The sequence below is a fragment of the Planosporangium flavigriseum genome (genome assembly GCF_011947225.1).
Taxonomy (GTDB): Bacteria; Actinomycetota; Actinomycetes; order Mycobacteriales; family Micromonosporaceae; genus Planosporangium; species Planosporangium flavigriseum.
The window spans coordinates 51125-75383 of the sequence record NZ_JAATVW010000008.1; the positions used below are offsets into that span (position 1 = coordinate 51125).

The following is a 24259-nucleotide window of genomic DNA, read 5'->3' on the forward strand; positions in this document are numbered from 1 at the left end:
CCAACCGGCGATCGGCAGGTGACCACCAAGCGCATTCGCAGCCGCGCGCAAGAGGCTCGTTCACTGCTTGCGCGTTATGCCTTCGTGTCGTTCAGGGAGGTGTGGCTGCCGCCCTCCGGCGCGCAGCGGCGGCGGGTGTGGTGCCTCGCGGCGTCGGCCGCGTACGTGGCTGCCGCCCTCGGCCTGTTGGCCGTTCTGATGATTCCGGCGGGAGTGCCGCTACCGGCGGTACGGAAGGTGTGCACGAGCGACGCTCTGGAGGCAAAAGCCGTAGCCGGCCTGGCGAACTTCGCGGGCTGGCTGCGGCGCAACGGGACCTACGGTTTCATCGGGGAGGTCGGTTGGCCGTCCAACCGGGACAGCGGACAGTGGAACAGGCTCGCTGACACCTGGTACACCGCCGCCGACCGGATCGGCCTGCCGGTCACGGCGTGGGCGGCCGGATCCTGGCCGGCGGACTACCCGATGGCCATCTACCGGTCCGGTCCCGACCCGGCCACTGTCAACGTTGCGGGGCCACAGGCGGCCGTCGTGGAGCGGCACGGGAGTACCGACCGTTACCCGCGGGGGGTCAACCTGGCGTACGGCTCGTTCGGCGCCGGCGACTCCAACGCGGCCTTCGGCGCCGGCAACCCGGGCCGGTACGGTCTGGACTACGGCTACGAGGTCCCGGCCACGTACCACGACCTCGCGGCGCGGGGCGTACGACTGGTGCGGCTGGCGGTGAACTGGGAACGGCTCCAACCGGTGCCGTTCGGGCCGCTGTCTGGCGATGAGCTCGCCCGGGTGCGCTCGGCGTTCCGCCAGGCCGGCCAGGCCGGCCTCACCGTGCTCCTCGACCTGCACGGCTACGGCGACTTCTTCGCCGGCGGCGGGTCGCACGGCCAGCTCCGCCGCCTGGTACTCGGCTCGCCCGCGCTGCCGACCACGGCGCTGGCCGACTTCTGGCAGCGGACGGCGCAGGCCGTTGCCGACATGCCGGCGGTCGTCGCGTACGGGATCCTGAACGAACCGACCCGGCTGGCCGCCGGCGGCAGAGCCGGCGCCCGGATCTGGGAGCGGGCATCGCAGCAGGCCGTCGACGCGATCCGCCGCACCGGCGCCACGGCGGCCGTGATGATCAGCGGGTACCTGCCGATGGGCCCACCGGCGTGGGGGCAAATGCATCCCCGCGCCTGGATCCGCGACCCGCTCGGCCGCGTCGCCTACGAGTCGCACGCCTACTTCGACAGCGACGGGAGTGGACGGTATCTCGCCAGCTACGCCGACGAGGTGCGCCGCGTCGATCCCGTGCCGAGCCGTTGCCAATGGCTTCCGCCGCTGGCTGTCCAGGTGCTGCCCACCGGCCGATGACCGTGGTCCACCACGCGGCCGGTCGATGATCGTCGTTGCTTCAGGCGCTGACCCGGTGTACCGCGACGCACTGGGCGGCGCGTACCCGGCGATCACGTGGTGCAAGGATGGCGGCGTGGTTGACGTGAGTGATCAGAACGGGTGGCTCAAGCTCACCGAGGACGACCCGGCCCACTCGCAGTGGTACATCGAACGCTTCCGGTCGATGGCCGCCGCAGGGGCTGACCTGGCCGGGGAGGCGCGCTTCATCGACGCGATGCTCGCGCGCGGATCACGGGTCCTCGACGCGGGCTGCGGTGCGGGCCGGGTGGGATCGTTGCTGGCCTCGGCCGGACACGACGTGGTCGGCGTGGATCTCGACCCCGTACTCGTCGCCGCGGCTCGGCAGGATCATGTCGGCCCCCGCTGGCTCGTCGGCGACCTGGCTGAGTTGGACCTTCCCGCGCAGGGGATCACCGAGGGCTTCGACGTCGTCGTCTGTGCCGGCAACGTGCTGACGTTCGTCGCTCCGAGTACGCGACGGGAAGTTCTCCGCCGGATGTGTGCGCACCTGCGCGAGGGCGGCCGCGTCGTCGTGGGTTTCGGCGCCGGTCGGGGCTACGACTTCGGCGAGTTCCTGGCCGACGCCGAAGTGAGCGGCCTCGTTGCGGACGTCCTGCTGTCGACGTGGGACCTGCGCCCGCTCGCCGACGATTCCGATTTTCTCGTCGCTGTCCTGCGGCCCGCGTCATAGCGGTACCGCCCCGGAGACCGTTACCGGGTCTCCTCGTACACGTCGGGAATGCCGTTGTGGTCGCTGTCGGCGGTCTCGGCCTCGTACAGGCGCCGGTAGACGCGGTTTCGCAGCCGGAGTAGGACCGTAGCCAGGGCGGCTGCGGTTACCGAGCCGGTGAGTACGGCGACCTTGACGTGATCGGCGCGGGTGCTGTCAAGCCCGAACGCGAGTTCGCCGATGAGCAGGGACACGGTGAACCCGATTCCGGCGAGGATCGACAGGCCGAACACGTCCACCCAGGCCAGCTCGCCGTCGATGCTTGCCTTGGTGAACCGGGCGACCAGGAAGGTCGCGGTGAAGACGCCGATCGCCTTGCCGACCACGAGACCGACGAAGACGCCCAGCGCCGCCCGGTCTTCGAACGCCCGGGTGAACCCGCCGGCCCCACCGATCGCGACGCCGGCGGACATGAACGCGAACACCGGTACGGCCAATCCGGACGACAGCGGCCGCCACCGGTGCTCGAAGTGCTCGGCCAGCCCTGGCCCGGCATCCGGGCCGCCCGCCGCCTGACTGCGGATCACCGGGACGGTGAAGCCAAGGAGAACTCCGGCGACGGTGGCGTGGATGCCCGAGGCGTGCACCAGCGCCCAGGTGACGATCGCGAGTGGCAGGAGCAGCCACCACGACCGGACCCGGCGTTGTACCAGGATCGCGAAGAACGCGAGCGGCACGGTCGCCAGCAGTAACGGGGTGAGCGACAGCGTCTGGGTGTAGAAGACCGCGATAATCAGGATGGCCAGTAGGTCGTCGACGACGGCGAGGGTGAGCAGGAACGTCCGCAGCGCCGCTGGCAGGTGGGTGCCGATGACGGCGAGGACGGCCAGGGCGAAGGCGATGTCGGTCGCGGTCGGGATGGCCCAACCGCGCAGCGCGTTCCCGCCGGCAGCGGCTGCGATCAAGGCGTACAGGCCGGCGGGTACGAGCACGCCGCCGACGGCGGCCGTCACGGGGACCGCGGCGCGGCGGGGATCGCGCAGGTCGCCGGCGACGAATTCGCGTTTGAGCTCCAGCCCGGCGACGAAGAAGAAGACCGCCAGCAGGCCGTCCGCGGCCCACTGCGCCAGGGTCAGATCCAGGTGCAGGGCGTGCGGGCCCACCCTGACCTCACGCAGCGCCTGGTAGGAGTGCGACCAGGGGGAGTTGGCCCAGATCAGGGCGAACGCCGTGGCGACCAGGAGAAGGAGCCCGCCGATGGTCTCCTTGCGGAGGACCTCCGCGATCCGCCTCGCCTCCGGCCATGACGAGCGGGCGAACAAGCGGACGGTGCCACGAGGAGTGTCGGGCATTCCGGCTCCTTAGCAAGTCGGGTCGGGAACTGCCGACCAGACTTCCCGGCTCACCTGCGATCACCCTAACGGTCGCTTCCTGACCTGGAAGCAGCGGTCCGGTGTGTTGCCTGATGCCGCCGAGGTGTGCCGCGTCCAGAGCCGTGATGGTGGCTCGGTGGTGGCGACGTCAAGGACAACCCGCGGTGATCCAGTCCAGCGCGTGTTCGTGCCCGGCGAAGATCGGGAAGACCGGCTGCAGCCTCATGGTCTGCAGCACCGAGACGATGAACTGTGACGGGGCGGCCAGGCAGAGATGTCCGCCTTTTGACTTGGCCGTCCGGTGAGCACGCACGAAGATTCCGAGTGCGGTCGAGTCGATCAATCGCACGTTCGCCAGGTCGATCACGACGTGGCGATGGTCCTTGCAGGCTTGCGTCACCACCTCCCGTAGCTGGTCGGCTATCAGGAGGTCGAGGTTGCCGGATAGGTCGACGACGGCGACATCGCCCTCCGTCCGGGTCGACGCGCGCCAGGGAATCGGCGCGGGCCGCGGAGTCGCGTCCGTGCCGCCGGTGATCGGCGATTTGACCACGCCGGCGCACTGAGGGCAACGGTGGGGGCCGATCGCCATGGGCGACCCCGTCCAGCCGTGTCTGCTGATGAGCGTCCACACCACCTCCCAGTCGCGCAACCTGCTGCTGATCGCGGGAAGCAGGTAGCCGCAGCTGTCGCAGATGAGGTCGATGGCTGAACGGTCTCGGGTCGGCAACGCGGTCACGAGGCCGCCCATGCCGGTCGCTCGCCGTCGATGCTCCTGGGACAGCTGTAACGGGACATCAGCGCACCAGCGGATCGCGGGGTTCGGGCACGACCACGATCGCGGCCGGTTCGGTGACGGTGTGGGCGTCGGTGCCCGGCTGAAGTGGCGGGCTGAGCGTGAGGCGCAGAACATGACCGACGCGGGCGATTTCCAGGATCCGGCGCACCCTCGGCGAAGCGTCCCGCAAGCTGAGCAGGCCACCGGCCCGCCAGGCTCGGCGATGCGTATCGACGAGCAGCTCGATCGCCGCTGCGTCAAGAAAAGGGCATTCGGCGAGATCGATCACCAGGTGGTGGGGTCGTTGCTGGAAGGCCAGGGCCAGTACGACGCCTAGATCGCGAACCGCCGTCGCGTCGAGTGCGCCTACTACGGTCACTTCGACGGTCGAGTCATCGCCGGACGCGGTAGCGTGGTTCCGCGTCGACATGTCCATTGATCTCTCCCCGGCTCTCCGTTCTGTCCGAGGGTGAATCTCGCTCAGGCATGTGGCAGCGGGTCCGCGAAATCATGACGAATCAATGACAACCCTGACGATGAGACCCGGTGCCCTGGCCCGATACGCGATGAGGGCATGATGCTGCCATGGCGGCACTGCTCGTGATCGAGGACGACGATCGGATCCGGTTGTCCCTGGCGCTCGCGCTCGAAGACGAAGGGCACGCGGTACGTGAGGCGTCGACCGCTGAGGACGGGCTGATCGCTCAGCGGAAAGATCCGGCCGACGCCGTCCTCGTGGACCTGATGCTGCCGGGAGTTGACGGTTTCGAATGCATTCGTGAGCTGCGCCGCACCGATGATGTCCCGATCATCGTCATCAGCGCGCGCAGTGACACGCACGACATCGTGGCCGCACTCGAGGCCGGAGCTGATGACTACGTCGTCAAGCCGGTCGCGGTCAAGGAGCTGTCGGCACGGCTCCGGGCGGTGAACCGGCGGGTCCGCCCGGCTGCCTCGCCCGTACCCGCGCTCGTCTTCGGCGAGTTGGAGATACGGCCGGAGGCCGGCGAGGTCCGGCTGCACGGCGAGCCGGTGGCGGTGACCCGCACCGAGTTCCGGCTGCTGTGCGAGCTGGCCGAGCATGCCGGCCGGGTGCTGTCGCGCCAGCAACTGCTCGAGCGGGTGTGGGAGTACAGCATCGGCGACGAGCGCCTCGTCGACGTGCACGTGGGCCGGCTCCGCCAGAAGATCGAGGAAAACCCCGCCGCGCCGCGGCACCTGGTCACCATGCGCGGCCTGGGTTACAAGCTGCTGCGATGAGAAGCCCGAGCCTTCGCGTACGCCTCATGGCGGGCTTCGCCGCCGGTGCGCTGCTGCTGTCGACCTCGATCGCGCTGTTGTCGTACGAGTTGACCCGCCGCTCGCTGCTGGCCGAGCGGGAACGTACCGCCGTGCGCGTCACCTACTTCGACGCCACGGTCGTGCAGGCGGGCCTGGCCACCGATCAACCCGACATCGTCGAGGTGCTGCGCTCCCTCGACACCGGGGCGATCCGGCGACCGGTGCTGCGCCGGGACGGGACCTGGTACGCCCGTACCGCGGACGCGGGCGGCACCTCTGTGGTACCGGCGAGCCTGCGCCAGTTGGCCGAGCAGGGCCGTCCGGGCGTGCAGCGGGTGCGTACCGACGGGCACTCGGCCCTGGTCGTGGCGGTGCCGCTGGCGCGGTCCACGGTGTTCTACGAGGTGCACTCGCTGCAGGAGCTCGAGAATACGTTCCAGGTGCTGGCGCTGGTGCTGACCTTGGTGGCAGGCGCCACCGCCGTCGCCGGCGCGGGAGGCGGCTGGCATGCCACCCGGTGCGTGCTCCGGCCACTGGCCTCGGTCGCCGCCGCGGCGCAAGAGATCACCAACGGCGACCTGACCGCCCGGCTCGACCCGGCCACCGAACCCGAGCTCGCACGACTCGCCGCGTCGTTCAACCAGATGGTCGACCAACTGGCCCGGCGAATCGAGCGCGACCGCCGGTTCGCCGCTGATGTCAGCCACGAGCTGCGCTCCCCGCTGCAGACCCTGGCCGCCGCCGCCAGCGTGCTCGCCAAGCGGCGGGCCGACCTCGACGCGCGTAGCGCCACCGCGGTGGCCCTCGTCACCGATGAGGTGTCCCGGTTCCAGACACTGGTCACCGACCTGCTCGAACTCGCCCGCAGCGACCAACCGCCCGAGCGCGCCCCGGTCGACCTCGCCGAGCTCGCCCGGCAGGTGTGCCGATCGCGCGGCCTACCAGCCGACATCGTCCGCGTCGACGGCGCCCATGATGCGACATGGCAGGTGGACCGGCGCCGGTTCGAGCAGGTCCTGGTCAACCTCGTCGACAACGCCGGTCGGCATGGTGGGGGCGCGGTCGCCGTCCGAATCGGCCACGCCGCCGGCGTACGGTACGTCGAGGTCGACGACGAAGGACCCGGCGTGCGGGCGGAGGATCGGGAGGCGATCTTCTACCGGTTCTTCCGGGGCCGCTCGGCCAACGCCCGAGGCGACGGCGAGGGGACCGGTCTGGGGCTGGCGCTGGTCTCCGAACACGTCGCGGCGCACGGCGGGAGTGTCCTGGTCACCGACCGTCCGAGCGGCGGAGCTCGGTTCCGGGTCGAACTGCCGGAGAACACACCGTGAGAGCCAAGGTCCTCGTCGCGCTGGTCGCGACGCTCGCCGCTGCGGCGCTGGGTGGCTGTGGGGTGCCGCCGGACCCGTCCGCGCGTGAGATCACGCCCCCGGCCGGCCCGTACCAGGCCGTGGTGTCCAGCGCGCCGACGGCCGCCGTGCCGGGAGCCATGTCGGAGAAGCTGTACCTTGTCAGGGGTGACAAGCTGGTCGCCGTCTCCCGCCAGATGCGCGTCCAGCCGTCGGTCAACGATCTCGTACGCGAACTGTTGGCCGGACCCACCGCCAGCGAACGCGACGCCGGCCTGACCAGCGCGCTCGCCGGCGCGAACGTCATCTCCGGGGTGCATCTGGCCAGCGGCGCGGCGCTCGTCGAGATCGGATCCGGGCTGCAGGGCGCCGGCCGCAACGACGAGGTTCTGGCGTTCGCCCAGGTCGTCTGCACCCTCGCCAACCGGCCCGATGTCAACGGTGTGGCCTTCACACGCGACGGGCACCGCATCGGCATCCCTCGCGCCGACGGCTCACTGACCCAGGGCCCCCTCGCCGTGGCCGACTACGCCAGCCTGATCGAGGATCCGTGACCGACCTATCTGCTGGATCGCCTGCCATCAGTGGGAGGCCGGCTCACTCAACGGCAGTCTGACCTGGAAGCGGGTGTCGCCGGGGTTCGATACCACGCCGATGTCGCCGCCGTGCTGGTTGACCACGATCCGGTACGCGATGTCGAGGCCCAATCCGGTCCCTTCGCCCACCGGTTTCGTGGTGAAGAACGGCTCGAAGACCCGTTGGCGCAGTTCCGGCGGGATGCCCGGACCGGTGTCACAGACCTCGACGAGCACCCGGTCGGCGTCTCGGCCGGTACGCACCGTGAGCGTGCCCGATCCGTTCATGGCCTGCACCGCGTTGTCGATGAGGTTCGTCCAGACCTGGTTGAGCTCGCCCGGGTGGGCCGGGATCTCCGGGAGCGTACGGTCGAAGTCCTTGACCACCCGGATGCCGTCACCGATCTTGTGGGCGAGCATGACGAGGGTGCTCTTGAGCCCGTCGTGCACGTCGATCCACTGGTGCGACGCCCGGTCGAGCTGCGAGTACTGCTTGGCCGCGGCGACCAGCGACGAGATCCGGTTGCCGGCGTCCTCGATGTCGGTCAGGAGTTGCTCGGTTTCCAGGGCGTACCCGATCCAGCGCAGCGCCTGGTCGAGCAGTCCAGGTGCCACGGTGCGGGCGATCTCATCCAGGCAGCTGACGTCGAGGCTGTCCGCGGCCAGTACGGGCGCCAGGTCCCAACCCGACGTGACGCCGTGTTCGTCCATCCAGTCGCCGAGTGAGTCTTCGCGGTCGCTGGCCTGGATCGGGGACAGTTCGGGGGCCTTCGCGGCGCGCTCGATGATCGGCTCCACCAACTGCGTCAACGCCCGCAACTGCTCGGGAACTATCCGGCCGTCGGCGAGCATGCCCAGCTTGTGGCGCATGCCCGCGACCCGCTCACGCAGCGCCGCCGTGGCGCGGACCGTGGCGGAGGCCGGGTTGTTGAGCTCGTGCATCAGGCCGGAGGCGAGCGAGCCGAGCGCGGCCAGGCGGTGGCGCTCACCGACCAGGGCCTCGTTGGCGCGTATACCGAAGAAGAGCCCTTCGAGCAGGTGCATCGCCATCGGGAACCACTCGCGGATCATCGTCCCGAAGTCCTCGGCCGGCAGGACGAAGAACTCGCATTCGCTGATGGCCCGCATCGTGGCGGGGTAGGTTTGGCCCCCGCCGGGCCCCTCGCGCAGGTAGGGCCGCACCGCGCCCATGTACACGCCGCGCTGATCGGTACGTACGGTCTCCACGTCGTCGGTCTGCACCCGCCTGGACAGCGCCAGCGTGCCGGACAGGAGCACGAGGAAGAGCTCGGCGGGCTCGCCTTCGGTGAACACCGTGGCGCCCGCCGGGAAGGTGCGCTCGCCGCCGTGCGCGGCGAGCCAGCCGAGCTGCTCGTCGGTCAGGTCCTCGAACAGGAACAGCGTCTTGAGCTCTGCGGGGGTCATCGTGCCTCCAGGTACCTGTGCACCAGCGTGACCGCCATCGCCCCTTCGCCGACGGCCGACGCGACCCGTTTGACGGAGTTGGCCCGCACGTCGCCGGCGGCGAAGACGCCGGGGACGCTGGACTCGAGGTAGAACGGGTCACGGTCGCGGTCCCAACCGGTTGGCCGGTCTCCCTCCACCAGCAGGTCGGGGCCGGTGCAGATGAATCCCCGCCGGTCGCGGCGCACGGTGCCGTCGAGCCATTCGGTGCGTGGCTGGGCGCCGATGAACACGAAGAGGTGCCCGCAGGGCAGGGTGGTCGTCGTGCCGTTCTTGCTGTCGCGGAGGGTGATCGACTCCAGGTGCTCGTCGCCGTGCGCCTGGATAACCTCGCAGCGGGTACGTACCGCGATATTGTCCACGCCTGCGATCTGCTGGATCAGGTAGTAGGACATCGACCGCTCCAGCGAGTCGCCGCGCACCAGTAGCGTGACGCTGCGGGCGAACCGGGAGAAGAAGATCGCCGCCTGGCCGGCGGAGTTGGCCCCGCCGACGATGTAGATGTCGGTGGCCGCGCACGACGGCCCTTCGGTGGCGGCGGAGCCGTAGTAGACGCCGCGCCCGACCAGCGTGGCCACGCCCGGCGCGGCGAGTGGCCGGTAGGACACCCCGGTCGCGAGGATCACCGTGTGGGCGGACAGTTCGTTCCCGTCGCTGAAGCGCACCACCCGCGCCGAGCCACGGGCTTCCAGCCCCACCGCCTCGCGGGTGGTGAGTACCTCGGCGTCGAACTTGCCGGCCTGCAGGCGCGCCCGTTCGGTGAGCTGGGCGCCGGACACCCCGTCGGGGAAGCCCAGGTAGTTTTCGATGCGGGAACTCTGCCCGGCCTGTCCGCCGATGGCTCGGCGCTCGACCAGCACCGTGTGCAGGCCTTCCGAGGCGCCGTAGACGGCGGCGCCGAGGCCGGCCGGACCGCCGCCGACGATGATCAGATCGTAGAAGTCGCGGACCGGCGCGGTGGACAGCCCGACGACCGCGGCCACCTCGGCGGCGGTGGGTGCGCTCAACGCCTGCCCGTCAGGGGTCACGACGAGCGGGACCGCCTCCGGCGTCGCCTCCGCGGCGTCCAGCAACCGGCGCCCCTCCGGCTCGTCCGCGGCGAACCACCGGTAGGGGACCAGGTTGCTGGCCAGAAAATCGCGGATCCGGTACGACGGGGCGCTCCACCGGTGCCCGACGACCTTGACCTCCTCAACCTCCCGGTCACCGGCCGCCTGCCACGCCTCCAGCAGGGCGTCCACCACCGGGTATAGCTTCTCCTCCGGCGGGTCCCACGGCTTGAGGAGATAGTGGTCGACGTCGACGACGTTGATGGCCTGGATCGCGGCGTCCGTGTCGGCGTACGCGGTCAGGATGGCCCGGCGGGCGTGCGGGAACAGGTCCATCGCCTGCTCCAGGAACTCGATGCCGTTCATCTGCGGCATCCGGTAGTCGGCAAGCATGGCCGCGACCCGTCCGCCGCGCAGTTTGAGCTCGCGGAGCGCGTCGAGGGCCCCGGCTCCCGAGGACGCCCTGATGATCTGAAAGTTCCGCCCGTACCGGCGGCGCAGGTCACGGGCGACGGCCCGGGCCACGGCCTGATCATCGTCGACGGTGAGCATCGCAGGACGGCTCACGACATCGCCTCGTCTCGGTCGGTCACGAAGGTTCCGGGCCGCCGGGCAGAGCTTCGCGGGCCGGAATGTTCGTAGCGTTCGCCGTACCAGCCATTATCCGCTCGCTGACCGGCTTCGCTCTAGCGGCGAGCCCGGCGCCGGGAGCGTCGCCACCGGCGAACGCGCGGCAGGCGTGGGCGCCGCCAGCGGCGAACGCGCGGCAATCGGCGGCGCCGGTGGCGTCCACCCGCCCGCAGGCGGCTTCGCCAGTAGTCAGGAAGGCGAAGCGTTCGAGGGCCGACCACGCGTGCGCCCAACGCTTCCACCCGTTCCCGTAGGCCGCGGTCGGCGGTGACGACGATGTCGCTACCCGTGCCCTCGCGGTGGAGCAGTTCGACGATGGCGTCGTCACCTTCACCTTCCGCGGCGACGACCCGTATCCCGGGAACGGGCCTGACACCACGGGCAGCGCCTTCGACGACGAGGACCAGCTCGGCGTCGTCGCGGGCACCTGGCACGGCTCGCGGCCCGGCGGCGGCGAGCGCGTCGCGCAGCCGCTCGGTGGCGCCGGCCGGGTCGCGCCACCAGCCATCCGGTATCGATCCGACCACGTTCGCGGCGTCCACGAGGACCAACACCCTCCGGCTGTACCCCGGCGGGTGCGCAATACTGCTGGCGTCGGCCGGCTGTCGTGACGGCTCGGTAGGGACGTGAGGGTTCCGGTCTTGTCCGAGGCGATGACCGTTCCCGACCGTGCGAGACGGTTGAGACCGGGCATTGCCGGGCACCGTGGACACGGTAGGAGGTCTTACCCCGGCCGGCGGGAGGACGACGATGCGCGCTCGCGACATCATGAGCAGCCCTCACCCGCATCACCCAGCCTGCCTGAGGTGAACGTTCACCGCCGCGGCGTGCGGATCCAGCCGGCCCCGCCTGTACTGCCCGCTGTCCCTGTCGCGCCGGGGTGGAGCATCACCGTGAAGGGGTTCGACCCGCACCGGGAGCGGATGTACGAGTCGCTGCTGACGCTCGCCGACGGGCGGCTCGGTACGCGTGGCAGCCCGTTGGTCGGTGATCGGGCCACGACGCCCGGCGTCTTCCTTTCCGGGTGCTACGAAGGTGAGGGTCCCGCGACCGAACTCGCCCGGCTGCCGCCATGGTCACGTCTGGCGGGTGCGGCCGATATTCGCCCGTACCGCCGGACACTCGACCTGCGCGCCGGGATCCTGTACGAGGATGGGCCGCTCACCTCACTGCGGTTTTCGTCGCTCGCCCGGCCCGGCACGGTCGTGATGCGCGTGTACGCCGACCCGGCCCTGCTCCCACCCGGCGGCGCGATGACGGTGCCCGGGCCCGTCACCACGGCGTTGCGCGACCACCGGCTCGGCCCCGTCTTCGAGCGGTTCGGCGCTTATGATCCGGACCCGCGCGTCGCCGAAGCCGCTGCGGTGACGGCCGAGGAGGTGGGGTTCGACCGCCTGCTGCACGAGCACCGCGAGGCGTGGGCGCGGCGCTGGCGCGAGGCGGAGGTCGTCGTCGACGGCGACCCGGACCTGCAGCGCACGATCCGCCTCACGCTGTTCCACCTCATGGCCTCCGTCGGTGAACAGGGCGAGGCGGCGGTCGGCGCGCGGGGCCTGACCGGATCGGCGTACCGGGGGCACGTCTTCTGGGACAGCGATGTCTTCGTGCTGCCGTTCCTCGCCGCCACCCACCCGGCCGCAGCCCGGGCGATGCTGGAGTACCGGGTCCGTCGCCTGCCCGCCGCACGCGCCGAGGCGATCCGGCGGGGACGCGCGGGCGCCCGCTTTCCGTGGGAGTCCGCCCTGTCCGGCGGTGATGTCACCCCCACCTCGGCCCGCCTGCCGACGGGGGAGGTCATCCGGGTGCGGACGGGCGAGTGGGAGGAGCACATCGTCGCCGACGTGGCATGGGCAGCGGCCTGCTACCTCGATTGGACCGGTGATGCGGACTTCGCCGCCGGTGCCGGACGTGAACTGATGGTCGAGACGGCCCGCTACTGGGCTTCCCGGGTCCGCCGCGACCGCGCCGGGCGCGTGCACATCGACACGGTGACCGGCCCGGACGAGTACCACGAACCGGTCGACGACAACGCGTACACCAACGTGATGGCGCGGTGGAACCTGCGCCGGGCAGCGGCGCTGCCCGGCGTTGCCGACGAGGAACGGACGACCTGGCGAGCCATCGCCGCTGCACTCGTCGATGGGTACGACCCGCGGACCGGGGTGTACGAGCAGTTCACCGGCTTCTTCGGCCTGGAGCCGATCGTCATCGCCGAGCTCGCAGCCCGCCCGGTCGCCGCCGACCTGCTGCTGGGAACCAAACGGATCAAGCAGACGCAGGTCCTCAAGCAGCCGGACGTGCTCATGCTGCACCACCTCGTCCCCGATCAGGTCGCGCCCGGCTCGCTGCCTGTCAACCTCGACTTCTACGAACCGCGCACCGCGCACGGCAGTTCACTGTCCCCGGCGATCCACGCGGCGTTGCTGGCCCGTGGCGGGCGCTTCGAGCCGGCGCTGGAATGGTTGCGGGTCGCCACCCGCATCGACCTCGACGACCTCACCGGCACCACCGCGGGCGGCCTGCACCTGGCGACGATGGGCGGGCTGTGGCAGGCCCTGGCGTTCGGGTTCGCCGGCGTACGCGCGACGCACCGGTGCCTGGTCGTCGACCCCCGCCTACCACCGCGGTGGAACGCGCTCGAGTTCGGTTTGCGCTACCGCGGCGTGCCATTCCGGCTGCGCGTCGAGCCGCGGGGAGTGGAGATCGACTCCGACGCGCTGCGGCTCCGGCGGACAGGCGGCCGGTGGGAGGTGACGTCACCATGAGGCAGGTACTCGCGGCGCTCGACCGCAGCCCGGCCGCCAAGCCGGTGCTGGCCGCCGCCCGCGCGCTCGCCGCGTTCCTCGGCGTCCAGGTCACGGCGCTGCATGTCAGGTGCGACGGCTCGGAGGTGCCGCGCCGTCTGGCGGCAGACGCCGGCGTACCGCTGCGCGTCATCGACGGAGACGTTGTCGCGCGCCTCGTCGAGGCGGCGGAGGCTGACGAGGTCGCGGTACTTGTCATTGGTGCGCGCCGCATCCCGACCGATCCGCGGCCGCTCGGCGCCACGGCTGTCACGGTGGCGACCACGGTGACGAAGCCGGTGCTCGTCGTCCCACCCCAGGCGGATCCTCACGTTTCGTACACCCGGGTGCTGGCGCCGTTGGAGGGCAGCGTTGCGACGTCGCTGGCCCCGCGGCCGCTGATCGAACTCGCCGCACGGGTAGGGATCGACATCGTCGTCCTGCATTGCCTCGGACCGCAGACGCTGCCCGCCTTCACCGATCAACCCCAGCACGAGCACGCGATCTGGGCGAGCGAGTTCCTGGCCCGCCATTGTCCCTGGGGTAACAGCGCCGTTCGGTTCGAGGCGCGCCTGGGCCGAAGCGAGGACCTCGTTCCGATCGTCGCGCGTGAGGTCGGTTGCGACCTGATCGTGCTCGGCTGGTCACAGATGTTCACCCCCGGCCGCGCTCGCGTTGTCCGCGCGACCCTTGAACGGTCCAGCGTCCCGGTCCTGCTGGTGTCCGTGCGTGCCTTGACAACGGTTGCCGGGGCAGCCGGCTGACCGCCTTGGGTGGCCCCAAGGTAGATCCTCAACCGTCCGCTGCGTGGTGCCGGTCATGGCGAACTCCTGCTGCACCAGGCCGGCGGCGCTGATGTAGCCGGGCGGCACCGATCACCCAGCATTCGGCGCGCTGTCCCTTCCCGGACAGGGCGCCGAGCGGTGTCCTAAGGGGACGGAACAGCCGAGGGCGACGGCTTCTCGCTGGGAACAGCTGGGCTGGCCGGGCCGGCTGAGGGGGCCGGAGCGCTGGGCGAGGCGCTGGCGGGGGGCGGTGCCCCGGTTGCGGAGGGCAGGCTGGTGACCGCCGGCGTGGTTGGCTGCGACGGTCGGGGCTGCGGCCGGATGGTGGCCGGCGGCGCGGTCGTGGGCGTACTGAGCGGCTGCGCGGGTACCGAGGTGGTTTTGCGCGTGACCGAATCGGGCTCCGGACGTACGAGCAGGTAGGTCGCCAGCGTGGCCAGGAAGACCAGCGACAGGAGGGCGGTCGACGTGCGCAGGCGGCCACCCAACCGGTACTGGGGCATCACGCCGCTCCGGTGGGGTTGGCCGTGTTCACGTCCGCCGCGACGACGACGCCGTCCCGCAGCAGCGCGGCCGCCACCCGCGCGCGAAGTTCGCGGCCCACCTCGAACTGTTTGCCGGGCAGGGTCCGAGCCACGATGCGCACGTGCAGCTTGTCCACCTCGATGCTCTCCACCCCCAGCACGGACGGCGCGCCGAGCAGCAGTGGTCCCAGCCGCTCGTCGCCGACGGCGTCCTCGCCGACCTGACGCAGGACGTCCCGGACGCGGTTGATGTCGGTGGTGCTGGGCACCGGGATGTCGATGACGGCGCGCGCCCAGTCCCGCGACATGTTGATCACCTGCACGATCAGGCCGTTGGGTACGATCACGACTTCGCCGTTCGCCGTGCGCATCCGGGTGATGCGCAGGGTGACCTCTTCGACCGTGCCGATGACGCCGGCCTCCGAGCCGATCGCCGAGAGGCGGATCATGTCGCCGAACCCGTACTGGCGCTCGGCGATGATGAACGTCCCTGCGAGAATGTCCTGCACGATCCGCTGGGCCCCGAAGCCCAGCGCGACCCCGACGATGGCGGCCGGCGCTACCAGGCCGGTCACCGGGATCCCCAGCCGCTGCAGGATGAGCGCCGCGCAGACGCAGTAGACGAGTACGACGGCGCCCCACATGACCACCTGTGTCAGCACGTGGCGGTGCTTGGACGACTCCGAGCGCACCAGGCCCCCGGAGTCGGTCGAAGCGGCGTCGATCCGCCGGGTGATCAGGTCTCCGAACCACCGGACGAACCGCGCGAGCAGGATCGCGCCGCTCAGGAAGAGCACGATCTCCAGTCCACTGCTGCGCAGCCACGAGGTGACGTCGGTGAGAGGAGCGATGGCGTGACTCATGGCGGATCATCGTTCCATGCGGATCACCGCATTCAACGGGAAGGTGCAGCGAGAGGGAGGAGCGTCACGGTCCCCACCCTCGCCATTTCCCCGCAGCTACCTGGTCCAGGCGAGTACCGCCACCTCGGCAGCGGCCGCGACGACGAGGCCGCTGCCGCCGCAGGACGGGCAGAGGTCGAGCGGCTGGCCGTCGTACTCGTGGCCGCAGGTGAAGCAGCGCAGCCGGTGAAGCAGCGCAGCCGGTGCAGCAGCGCAGCCGGTGCAGCAGCGCCGCCAGGAACGCCCGATCGCTGGGGGTGAACCGCGGTCTTCTCCTTACCGACCTGCGCTGCTCGCCATCGGCTCGTATGCGGTGAGCAGATTCAACCCTTCCAGCAACGGCCGGGTTATCGCCATGCTCAGGGCGCGCCGCGCGGCGGTGACGGTGTTCCGGAGCAGCCATACATCGGTGATCGGCCCGACACCTCCGGGTACCGGCGTCACGGCTTCCGCCCTCGTGACGACCGAGGAGAAGTCCAGGTCTCCCACCAGCCGGACCGTTTCGCCGTTCGGATTGACCACCGGGTTGATCCCCACGTCGATCGCGATCACGCCGTCCTTGACGTGCTCGGCGGAGATCAGCCCGGCCACGCCAGTGGCGACGATGAGCACATCGGCTCGTTTCGTGTGCTCGTAGAGCAGTCCCGACGAGTAGCTGTGCGCGTCGCAGGAGATCACCGTCGCACCGCGTTCCATGCCGAGCGTGATCGCAGGCTTCCCCACGTTGGCCGACCGGCCGACCACCACGACGTTGCTGCGCTGGTACACCGCAGCCGGATCCCGGCCGGACTCGACGAGGTAGCGATCGAGCAGATGGAACACGGAGGCCGGGGTCGACGGAACAAACCGGGGCCTGCCGAGTGCGAGGAGTCCGGCGTTCACCGGATGGACCGCCTCGATGTCCTTGAGTGGATCGAGCGCGCGGTACAGCGCGGCCTCGGACACCTGCGGCGGCAAGGGGCGGAGGATCAGGATTCCGGAGACGCGTGGGTCGGCGCCCAGCTTGCCGACGACGGCGATCGCGTCCGCCTCCGCGACGTCGGCGGGCAATTCCTCACAGACGTAGTGAATGCCGAGCTGACGGGCGAGTGTGCGTACCCGACGCTCGTAAGCGTGTGCGGGGTAGCTGTCTCCGGCCACGACGGTCGCCAGCCCTGGGCGGGTTGCGTGCTCGGCCAGTTCGCGCACGTCGGCCAGCAAGGCCTCGCGCAGCTCCTTGGCGTACCGCCGGCCGTCGAGCACGTGTGCGCTCATGGCGCCCTCCCCGCAGATGTCCTCGTCGCGTCGCTCGCCATGCGCAGGCAGGCATCGGCCTGGTCGGTCCAGGTTCCGTCGAGCCCGCCGATTTTCTGGTTGAGCTGAACGATCCGCACCGCCGCGTTGACCGCGCCCTCCGCCAGCAGGGCTGCCGCTTGCGCATCGCCGACCAGGTTGGGGTTTCCCTCGCTGGCCAACTTGGCCGCCATCGTGGCGATCTCGGAACCGGCCCTGGCGATCGCCAACGGCACCTCGGTGGCCGCCTGCATCGCGGTGGTGATGCGTTGCTGTCGCTCCGGCTGCTGCCGAGGCAGCCGGAGCGCGGCCAGCGCGGCGACGTAAGCTTCGCCGTCCGCGTCGGCGAGCAGGAGCACCTCCTCGCGGAGGCGGTCCGCCCGCTCGGCCAGCCCGCTGAGCGGACTCTCGGTGAACCGGGCTGCCATGGCGACCAACGCGGCGGCCGCGCCGACGGTCAGCGCCGCGCCCGCACCTGCGGCAGGCGCGCTGGTACGGGCGGCGAGCGCGTCCAGGAACTGCCGGACCGTACGGTCGGGCACGGCATCGGTCATGAGAGCCCGACGATGTCGCCGTGCTCGTCGAGGTCGATGCGCGTGGCGGCGGGAGCGCTGCCGAGCCCCGGCATCGTGCGCATGTCCCCGCAGATCGGATAGACGAATCCCGCGCCGACAGAGGCGCGGACTTCACGTACTGGCAAGGTCCAGCCAGTGGGTGCGCCCTTGAGCGTAGGGTCGGACGAGATCGACAGGTGGGTCTTGGCAATACACACGGGCAGCGTGCCGAAGCCGGCGCGTTCATAGGTTTCCAGTTGTCGCTGCGACTGCGGGGAGTAATGCACGCCGTCGGCGCCGTAGACCTTCCTGGCAACCGTCTCAATCTTTTGCTTGAGGCTGGCCCCATCCGGGTAGAGCACCTGGAACTTCGAAGGCTCCACCGCGGCCTCCGCGACCGCTTCGGCGAGCTCCGCAGCGCCCTTGCCACCCTGGGCGAAGTTGGTGCACACCGCGGCCCGGGCGCCCATCTCTTCGGCGATCTGCCGGATGGCGTCGTGCTCGGAGGCGAAATCGTCCGGGAAAGCGTTGATTGCCACCACGGGCGAGACGCCGTGCAGCCGGATGTTCTCGATCTGCTTGCGCAGATTGGCTGCTCCCGCCGCCACGTCAGCGGGGTTTTCCCGCAGCAGTTCAGGGGGGAGCGGCTTGCCGGCGACGATCCGGTACTTGCCCGAGTGCGCCTTGAGTGCCCGCACGGTCGCCACGACGACCGCGGCGTCGGGGGAGAGCCCCGAGGTGCGGCACTTGATGTTGAAGAAGCGTTCGGCGCCCATGTCGGCGCCGAAGCCTGCTTCGGTGATGAGGAAGTCACCGGACCGGATGCCGATGAGGTCGGCCACCACGGAGGAGTTGCCGGTGGCGATGTTGCCGAACGGTCCGGCGTGGACGAGTACCGGCGTGTTCTCCAGCGTCTGCAACAGGTTCGGCTTGATCGCCTCGCGGAGCAACACGGCCATCGAGCCGGCCGTCTCCAGCTGTTCCGCGGTGACCGGCTCGCCGTCCTTGTTGTAGCCGACCACGATTCTGCCGAGCCGCTCGCGCATGTCTTCCAGGGAGGTGGTCAGCGCGAGGACGGCCATGACCTCGGACGCGGCGGTGATGTCGAAGCCGGTCTGCCTCGGGACCCCGTCCATGCCGCCACCCAGCCCGACCACGATGTTGCGCAGTGCTCGGTCGTTGACGTCGAGGACGCGGCGCCAGGTGATGTTGTGCTGGTCGAGATTGAGTTCGTTGCCCTGGTAGAGGTGGTTGTCGATGACCGCGGCCAGCAGGTTGTGCGCTGCGGTCACGGCGTGCATGTCGCCGGTGAGGTGTAGGTTGAGCAGCTCCATCGGCACCACCTGGCTGTACCCGCCGCCGGCGGCGCCGCCCTTGATGCCGAAGGTCGGCCCCATGGAGGGCTGCCGGATGGCCACCGTCGCCCGCTTGCCGATGTGCTTGAAGCCCTGGCTGAGCCCGACCGTCGTGGTGGTCTTGCCCTCGCCCAGGGGAGTCGGGGTGATGGCACTGACCACGACGTACTTGGCCTTGGGTCGATCGGCGAGTTCTTCGATCGCGTCCAGCCCGATCTTCATCACGTTACGGCCGTAGGGCTCGAGATGGTGGGCGGGCAGGCCCATTTCGGAGGCGATGTCGTCGAGCGGTTTGAGCGAGGCGCCGCGGGCGATTTCCAGGTCAGAAGGGAAAGCCATGAGGGGTCTCCTCTCAGAGGGCCACTGATGTGGGGAAGCCGTCGATTTCAATGCCGAACCCGGCACCCGCGTCTAGGAGGGAGTCGAAGAGGTACTGGCCGGACGAGCGTTCGCAGTGCAGGATGTAGCCGCGCACTCCGTCTTGATCGATGCGCACCACATCGGTCACCAGCTTGGCTACGGACGTGCGGAACGCGGCCCCGTCCGGAGTGAACTCGTCGGAGAGGTCGATACCGCAGACCTTGGCCAGCAGATCGGCACAGCGCTCGCCGGCGAGCCGGATCATGGCGCGCCCGTGTGTCAGGTCGATGGCCGAAGCGAACTCACCGGTCTCCTCGGCCACGCTCCGTACCCCGGTCAGCAGCTTGTCCTGGCTGCCGGGATCACCGAGCACCAGCCATTCGCCGGGGCCCGAGCCGATCACCAGATTGCTGTCGCTGTCGCTGTCGCCGCGCCGGCCGTTCCCGGACGCGAGACGCTGTGCGCGACCGAATCGGGTGCCCAACGCGCCGGCAAGCGCACCGTCGTGGCGCCCGCGGACGCCGATCTTGGCCAGCGGCGTGTAATCAGCGATGGTCAGGGCGGCGTGACTGGGCCGTGCGTTCACGGTCCAGTCGGCGATCCTGGTGACCGCGTCGCCTGGTGAGATCGGGCTCCGGGCGACAGGGGCGGCATGCGGCCGCAGACCCGAGGCCCGGCCGTCGATCTCCTGGCGTTTGCCCTCCGGGTCCACGTGGGCCAGCTGCGGCATCACCCGGGCGGTGATGTCCCGGCCGTCGGGGAGCCGGACGGTCACGTCGGTGCCCGGGGCGGCGAGTGCGGCGTCCACCTGAGCCAGACAGATCGACCGGTTGAGGGTTGGCGACATGCGGCTCGAGGTGATGCGTCCGACGATCTTTCCGCGTGATGTGATGATCTGGCTCGCCTCGGGTGGCACGATCCGGCCGTCGACCGGCTGCACGCCGACCAGACGGATCCCGTCGCCCCGTTCCTTCTGCCACGCCAGCTCGGGTTTGCCGACGAAGTCGTCCTTGTCGAGCTTCACGGCCCAGTCCAGGCCGGCGCTGTAGGCCTTGGTCAGCCCGTCGGTGTCCTGCCCGACGATCAGGTGCCCCTTCTCCAGGCGGAGGATGCGCTGGGCCTCCATGCCGAACGGCTGGACACCGAGATCCTTGCCGTGCTCCAGCAACGCCTCCCAGACGTGCAGGCCGTACGAGGCCGGCACGTGCAGCTCGTACGAGAGCTCGCCGGTGAACCCGATGCGCCACAACACGCAGTCGTCGACGCCTGCCACTCGGCCGGTGCGCACATTCATGTAGCCGAAGGATTCGGGGGACAGGTCGACCCCTTCGGTGAGCCTGCCGACCAGTTCGCGCGACTGCGGTCCGGCCACGTTGATGCTGGCGTAGGCGGTGGTCATGGGGGTGACGTGCACCTGCCACTCGGGGTGCTCGGTTTGCAGCCAGTTCTCGACCCACTCCCAGACCGCTGCGGCGCCCGACGACGTGGTGCTCATCAGGTAGTGGTCCGCACCCAGCCGTCCGGTGACGCCGTCGTCGAACACCACGCCGTCCTCGGCGCACATCACGCCGTAGCGGACGCGCCCGATGCCCAGGTTGGACCACTTGTTGACGTACAGCAGGTTGAGCAGTTTCGGCACGTCCGGCCCGCGCAGGTCGAGCTTGCCGATCGGGGTGACGTCGATGATGCCGACACCGTTGCGGACGGCGCGAACCTCGGCCGCCGGATCGCCGTAGTGGTCGGGCCGGATCCACTGACCGGCGATCAGTGGCTTGGCGTTGTTCTTGACATGCCATGGCTGCATCGGCGAGTGGCGCACCGGTTCGAAGATGCGCCCGGCGAGCGCCCCCAGGGTGACCGGCACGTACATCGGCCGCCAGGTGGTCGTTCCGGTTTCGGCGATGGTACGACTCGTGGCCTCGGCGATGACCGCGATCGCGTTGATCGTCTCGAGCTTGCCCTGAAGCGGTCCCATCGTGGCCGTGGTGTACCGCTTGGCGAGTTCGGCCGAGTCGTAGCCTTCCCGCACCGCCATGAACAGGTCCTTGGACGAGACGTCCTCGGAGTAGTCCACGATCCCGTGCGTCTTGCCGCGGCACAGTTCGGGGTGTTCGGCCACCGGCAGTTCGGGAATCGTCGTCTCCTCGCCGCTGGGCTCGGCGGGCGCGTGGCCGTTGCGGGTGGGCACGGCTTGGAGCTGGATGTACCGGCGCGTCGCGGCGCGCCGCGCGGCCTCGGCGCCCACGGTGGCCGCGTGCTCGCACAGCTGGTCCAGGGTGCCGTCGCCGGCGATCCCGCCGACCGCCAGGACGCTCCCGCCGGCCTTGCCACCGGGCAGGAAACGGGCCGCGCGCGGGTTGTACACCGGCACATCGCCCGCCATGTTGAGCAGGGAGGTCGGCGCCGTCCACCCGGTCGCCGTTACGAGCAGATCCGCCTTGATCCTGCGGCCGTCGGCCAGTTCGACGGCCGTCACGCGCTGCCGCCCGTGCACCCGGAGGATGTCTCCCCCCGCGCGCGCGTCGGCGACGTGCACGACCTCGACGCCGGCGCGCTGCAGGTCACTCACCGCGGCGTCGCCCGAGTCGTTGGCGGTCAGGACCACCGCGCGGTTGCCGGGTTTGACCGCGTACAGGTTGATCAACCTGCGCGCCGCCGTCGACAGCATCACGCCCGGGGTGTCGTTGCCGGCGAAGACGTAGGGACGCTCGATCAGCCCACCGGCGACGATCAGCGTCCGCGCCCGCGCCTTGATCAGCCGTTCCGGTATACCGGGCAGGTTGCGCTGGACGACGGCGATCCAGTTGTCGTCGTAGCGACCGAGCACCGCTGAGTTCGTCAGAACCTCGATGCCCTCGGTTGCGTGTACCTCCGCGACCAGATCGACCAACGCGGCCGGGTCGGCCCAGCGCAGATGCCCGCCTAGCTGGTGCTCCTCCTCGACCAGGAGGACGCGGGCGCCGGCCCGTGCGGCGGCCACCGCGGCGGCCATGCCGGCGGGTCCGCCGCCGGCGATCAGGACGTCGGGATGGGCGTAGCGCTTGTCGTAGTACTCGTGGGGGGTGTTCGGGGAGATCGCGCCCGCGTGCACGAACCGCCGCAGCACCTTCTGGTAGGCCGGCCACAGGAATTCGGGCTTCATGAACGTCTTGTAGTAGAAGCCGGCGGAGAGGAACCGTCCCACGTACCGGTTGGTCGCCTTGACGTCGAAGCGCAGCGAGGGCCAGGTGTCCTGGGAACTGACCCGCATGCCCTGCTCGACGAGCCGGTGCGCGCCGCGCACGTTGGGCTCGTCGTCGACCTGGACCATGCAGCCGGGATCGTGGAAGCTCGCGGTCAGCAGCCCGCGCGGGCGGTGGTACTTGAAGCTCCGGGAGAAACAGCTTTCACCGGCCGCGGCGAGCGCGGAAATGATGGTGTCGCCGGGGTGAGCGGAGAAGGTCCTGCCGTTCCAAGCGAAACTTAGCGTACGGGTCCGATCGATGACCTCGCCTCGCTGAGGTCCCAGCCGCATGCGGCCGGTGCCACGGGCGGCGTGCGTGTCCTGCTGGCTCATTGCACTCTTCCTGCCTGGACGATTTCGTTAGTGCTGGTGTGTCGGCGTACTTTGAAGAAGCGCCGGCAGCCGGCGGCGTGGTACCAGCTCTCCTCCACCCAGTCGCATGCGTTGCGCCGGAAGTAGAGGTAGCGCCGCCATTCCTCGGGAGTTACGGAGGCCACTTCCGGGCGCGGGGTGACCTCGCCGCGGTGGTGGAATTCGGTGGCATTGCGGGGGCCGCACCACGGGCAGGGAAGCTGGATCATGGAGTTACCTCTCGGATTCCTTGTCAGGACTGAGCAACGGGCACCCCGGACTCAGTGACCGACCGCTGCCGCGCCCTTTTCGCCGACCAGTTGTCCTGAGGTGAACCGGTCGAGGCCGAACGCGTCGATGATCTTCGGTGGGCGCTGATGGGCGATGCAGGCGGCCATGGCCTCACCCGACACCGGACCCGCCTTGAAGCCGTAGGTGCCCCAGCCCACATCGACATAGAACCCCTCGACCGGGGTCGGCCCCATGATCGGCGAGTAGTCCGGCGTCATGTCGCACAGCCCGGCCCACTGGCGGAGCAGGCGCATCTTCGATATCGCGGGCATCAGTTCGAGCACGTGCCCGGCGAGGCCCTCGGCGAACTCCAGCGAACCGCGCATCGAGTAGGAGGTGAACGGATCCACGCTGGCGCCGAACACGAGTTCGCCTCGGTCGGTCTGACTGACGTAGACGTGCAGGGTGCCGGAGACCACGACCGTGTCGAGGAACGGCCGTACCGGTTCGGTGACGGCCGCCTGCAGCGGTGAGGTGGTGACCGGCATGTCGACGCCGGCCATGTCGGAGATCAGCGTCGACCAGCCGGCGGTGCAGTTGACCACAACACGGGTCGAGATACGGCCCCGGCTGGTCTGCACGCCGGTGACCCGGCCGCCGCGCGTGTCGATGCCGGTGACCTCGGTGTTCTGGTGCAGATGGACACCGTTCGCGTCGGCCGCCCGGGCGTATCCCCACACGACGGCGTCGTGCCGGATGATCCCACCGGGCGGGTGGTAGAGAGCGCCGAGAATCGGGTAGCGGACGTTCTCGGAGGTATCCAGGAACGGCACGAGCTTCTTGATTTCGGTGGGGTCGATGACCTCCGAGTCGACACCCTGCAGCTTGTTCACCTCGGCCCGCCAGCGCATGGTGCGCAGTGAGGAGTCGTTGTGCGCGAGCGTCAGGTGGCCACGCTGGGAGAACATCACGTTGAAGTTCAGGTCCGCGGCCAGGTGCTGGTAGAGCTGCAGGGACCGGTCGTAGAACCGGACGCCCTCGGGAGTCAGGTAGTTCGACCGCAGGATCGCGGTGTTGCGTCCGGATCCGCCACCGCCCAGGTACCCCTTGTCCAGCACCGCGACGTCGCGGATGCCGTGGTTGGTGGCGAGGTAGTACGCGGTGGCGAGGCCGTGTATGCCGCCACCGATGATCACTACGTCGTAGCTCTGTTTGAGCGGGTGGGTGCGCCAGACCCGGGGCCAGTCCGAGTGCGACAGGCCGTGTCGAAAGAGGCTGAATGCCGAGTAGCGCGGTGGCTTGTTCTTGCGTTGGCGATGGCCGTTGACCGGGCCGTTGTTGCCGTTCGCCACGTC

20 protein-coding genes and 1 pseudogene are annotated in these 24259 nt (G+C 70.0%); 7 read left to right on the forward strand and 14 right to left on the reverse strand.

Annotation, left to right across the window (positions count from 1 at the left end):
• Positions 1 to 84 precede the first annotated feature (84 nt).
• Entirely contained in the window at positions 85 to 1353 is a 1269-nt protein-coding gene (locus tag HC028_RS13485) for a glycoside hydrolase family 5 protein (RefSeq protein ID WP_168077120.1), read from the forward strand.
• A gap of 205 nt (positions 1354 to 1558) precedes the next feature.
• The gene (locus HC028_RS13490) at positions 1559 to 2086 is read left to right on the forward strand and encodes a class I SAM-dependent methyltransferase (protein ID WP_239075573.1); all 528 of its coding nucleotides are present in this window, start codon (positions 1559 to 1561) and stop codon (positions 2084 to 2086) included.
• A gap of 20 nt (positions 2087 to 2106) precedes the next feature.
• On the opposite strand, the gene nhaA is transcribed toward HC028_RS13490, so the two are convergent.
• The 3 genes from nhaA to HC028_RS13505 form a co-directional block, all read right to left on the reverse strand.
• Positions 2107 to 3417, reverse strand: a complete 1311-nt coding sequence (gene nhaA / locus HC028_RS13495) for a Na+/H+ antiporter NhaA (protein ID WP_168077124.1) — start codon at positions 3415 to 3417, stop codon at positions 2107 to 2109.
• A gap of 169 nt (positions 3418 to 3586) precedes the next feature.
• Positions 3587 to 4189 carry an STAS domain-containing protein gene (locus HC028_RS13500; protein WP_168077126.1) on the reverse strand — a complete coding sequence of 201 codons (603 nt, stop codon included), beginning with the start codon at positions 4187 to 4189 and terminating at the stop codon, positions 3587 to 3589.
• A gap of 46 nt (positions 4190 to 4235) precedes the next feature.
• The gene (locus tag HC028_RS13505; protein ID WP_168077128.1) at positions 4236 to 4652 is read right to left on the reverse strand and encodes an STAS domain-containing protein; all 417 of its coding nucleotides are present in this window, start codon (positions 4650 to 4652) and stop codon (positions 4236 to 4238) included.
• Positions 4653 to 4801: 149 nt separating this feature from the next.
• Here HC028_RS13505 and HC028_RS13510 point away from each other — a divergent pair, with 149 nt between their 5' ends.
• Genes HC028_RS13510 through HC028_RS13520 form a run of 3 tightly spaced genes read left to right on the forward strand, consistent with a single transcriptional unit; the run spans position 4802 to position 7400 of the window.
• A complete protein-coding gene (locus HC028_RS13510; RefSeq protein WP_168077129.1) occupies positions 4802 to 5476 on the forward strand; it encodes a response regulator transcription factor in 675 nt (224 codons plus the stop codon).
• Positions 5473 to 6828 (forward strand): sensor histidine kinase, encoded by a 1356-nt coding sequence (locus HC028_RS13515; RefSeq protein WP_168077131.1) that lies wholly within the window; start codon positions 5473 to 5475, stop codon positions 6826 to 6828. Before HC028_RS13510 ends, HC028_RS13515 begins: the two co-directional genes overlap by 4 nt.
• Complete coding sequence (locus HC028_RS13520) at positions 6825 to 7400, forward strand: GerMN domain-containing protein (RefSeq protein ID WP_168077133.1); 576 nt, start codon at positions 6825 to 6827, stop codon at positions 7398 to 7400. The genes HC028_RS13515 and HC028_RS13520 overlap by 4 nt, the downstream gene beginning before the upstream one ends.
• A gap of 27 nt (positions 7401 to 7427) precedes the next feature.
• Here the strand turns inward: HC028_RS13520 and HC028_RS13525 are convergent, their stop codons facing one another.
• From HC028_RS13525 to HC028_RS13535, 3 genes and pseudogenes are all read right to left on the reverse strand, one after another.
• Positions 7428 to 8846 (reverse strand): ATP-binding protein, encoded by a 1419-nt coding sequence (locus tag HC028_RS13525; RefSeq protein WP_168077135.1) that lies wholly within the window; start codon positions 8844 to 8846, stop codon positions 7428 to 7430.
• The gene (locus HC028_RS13530; RefSeq protein ID WP_168077137.1) at positions 8843 to 10501 is read right to left on the reverse strand and encodes an NAD(P)/FAD-dependent oxidoreductase; all 1659 of its coding nucleotides are present in this window, start codon (positions 10499 to 10501) and stop codon (positions 8843 to 8845) included. The genes HC028_RS13525 and HC028_RS13530 overlap by 4 nt, the downstream gene beginning before the upstream one ends.
• 263 nt (positions 10502 to 10764) lie before the next feature.
• Positions 10765 to 11118, reverse strand: a pseudogene (locus HC028_RS13535) (PIN domain-containing protein); the annotation flags it as partial.
• Between the two features lie 339 nt (positions 11119 to 11457).
• On the opposite strand from HC028_RS13535, the gene HC028_RS13540 reads away from it, so the two are divergent.
• Positions 11458 to 13329, forward strand: a complete 1872-nt coding sequence (locus tag HC028_RS13540; RefSeq protein ID WP_168077138.1) for a glycoside hydrolase family 65 protein — start codon at positions 11458 to 11460, stop codon at positions 13327 to 13329.
• Positions 13326 to 14111 carry a universal stress protein gene (locus HC028_RS13545; protein WP_168077139.1) on the forward strand — a complete coding sequence of 262 codons (786 nt, stop codon included), beginning with the start codon at positions 13326 to 13328 and terminating at the stop codon, positions 14109 to 14111. The genes HC028_RS13540 and HC028_RS13545 overlap by 4 nt, the downstream gene beginning before the upstream one ends.
• Before the next feature lie 164 nt (positions 14112 to 14275).
• Here HC028_RS13545 and HC028_RS13550 read toward each other — a convergent pair whose 3' ends face one another.
• The 8 genes from HC028_RS13550 to HC028_RS13590 all read right to left on the reverse strand — a co-directional run bounded on the left by HC028_RS13550 (position 14276) and on the right by HC028_RS13590 (position 24256).
• The gene (locus HC028_RS13550; protein WP_168077140.1) at positions 14276 to 14635 is read right to left on the reverse strand and encodes an Rv3103c transmembrane domain-containing protein; all 360 of its coding nucleotides are present in this window, start codon (positions 14633 to 14635) and stop codon (positions 14276 to 14278) included.
• The gene (locus tag HC028_RS13555; RefSeq protein WP_168077141.1) at positions 14635 to 15519 is read right to left on the reverse strand and encodes a mechanosensitive ion channel family protein; all 885 of its coding nucleotides are present in this window, start codon (positions 15517 to 15519) and stop codon (positions 14635 to 14637) included. The genes HC028_RS13550 and HC028_RS13555 overlap by 1 nt, the downstream gene beginning before the upstream one ends.
• Positions 15520 to 15834: 315 nt before the next feature.
• Positions 15835 to 16812 carry a bifunctional 5,10-methylenetetrahydrofolate dehydrogenase/5,10-methenyltetrahydrofolate cyclohydrolase gene (locus HC028_RS13565; protein WP_168077142.1) on the reverse strand — a complete coding sequence of 326 codons (978 nt, stop codon included), beginning with the start codon at positions 16810 to 16812 and terminating at the stop codon, positions 15835 to 15837.
• Complete coding sequence (locus HC028_RS13570; protein WP_168077143.1) at positions 16809 to 17384, reverse strand: cyclodeaminase/cyclohydrolase family protein; 576 nt, start codon at positions 17382 to 17384, stop codon at positions 16809 to 16811. Before HC028_RS13570 ends, HC028_RS13565 begins: the two co-directional genes overlap by 4 nt.
• Complete coding sequence (locus HC028_RS13575) at positions 17381 to 19144, reverse strand: formate--tetrahydrofolate ligase (protein ID WP_203981425.1); 1764 nt, start codon at positions 19142 to 19144, stop codon at positions 17381 to 17383. Before HC028_RS13575 ends, HC028_RS13570 begins: the two co-directional genes overlap by 4 nt.
• A complete protein-coding gene (locus HC028_RS13580; RefSeq protein ID WP_168077144.1) occupies positions 19092 to 22655 on the reverse strand; it encodes a 2Fe-2S iron-sulfur cluster-binding protein in 3564 nt (1187 codons plus the stop codon). The genes HC028_RS13575 and HC028_RS13580 overlap by 53 nt, the downstream gene beginning before the upstream one ends.
• A complete protein-coding gene (locus HC028_RS13585; RefSeq protein WP_168077145.1) occupies positions 22652 to 22903 on the reverse strand; it encodes a sarcosine oxidase subunit delta in 252 nt (83 codons plus the stop codon). The genes HC028_RS13580 and HC028_RS13585 overlap by 4 nt, the downstream gene beginning before the upstream one ends.
• Positions 22904 to 22954: 51 nt before the next feature.
• Positions 22955 to 24256, reverse strand: coding sequence for a sarcosine oxidase subunit beta family protein (locus HC028_RS13590; protein WP_168077147.1), 1302 nt, complete (start codon positions 24254 to 24256; stop codon positions 22955 to 22957).
• Between the last annotated feature and the right edge of the window lie 3 nt (positions 24257 to 24259).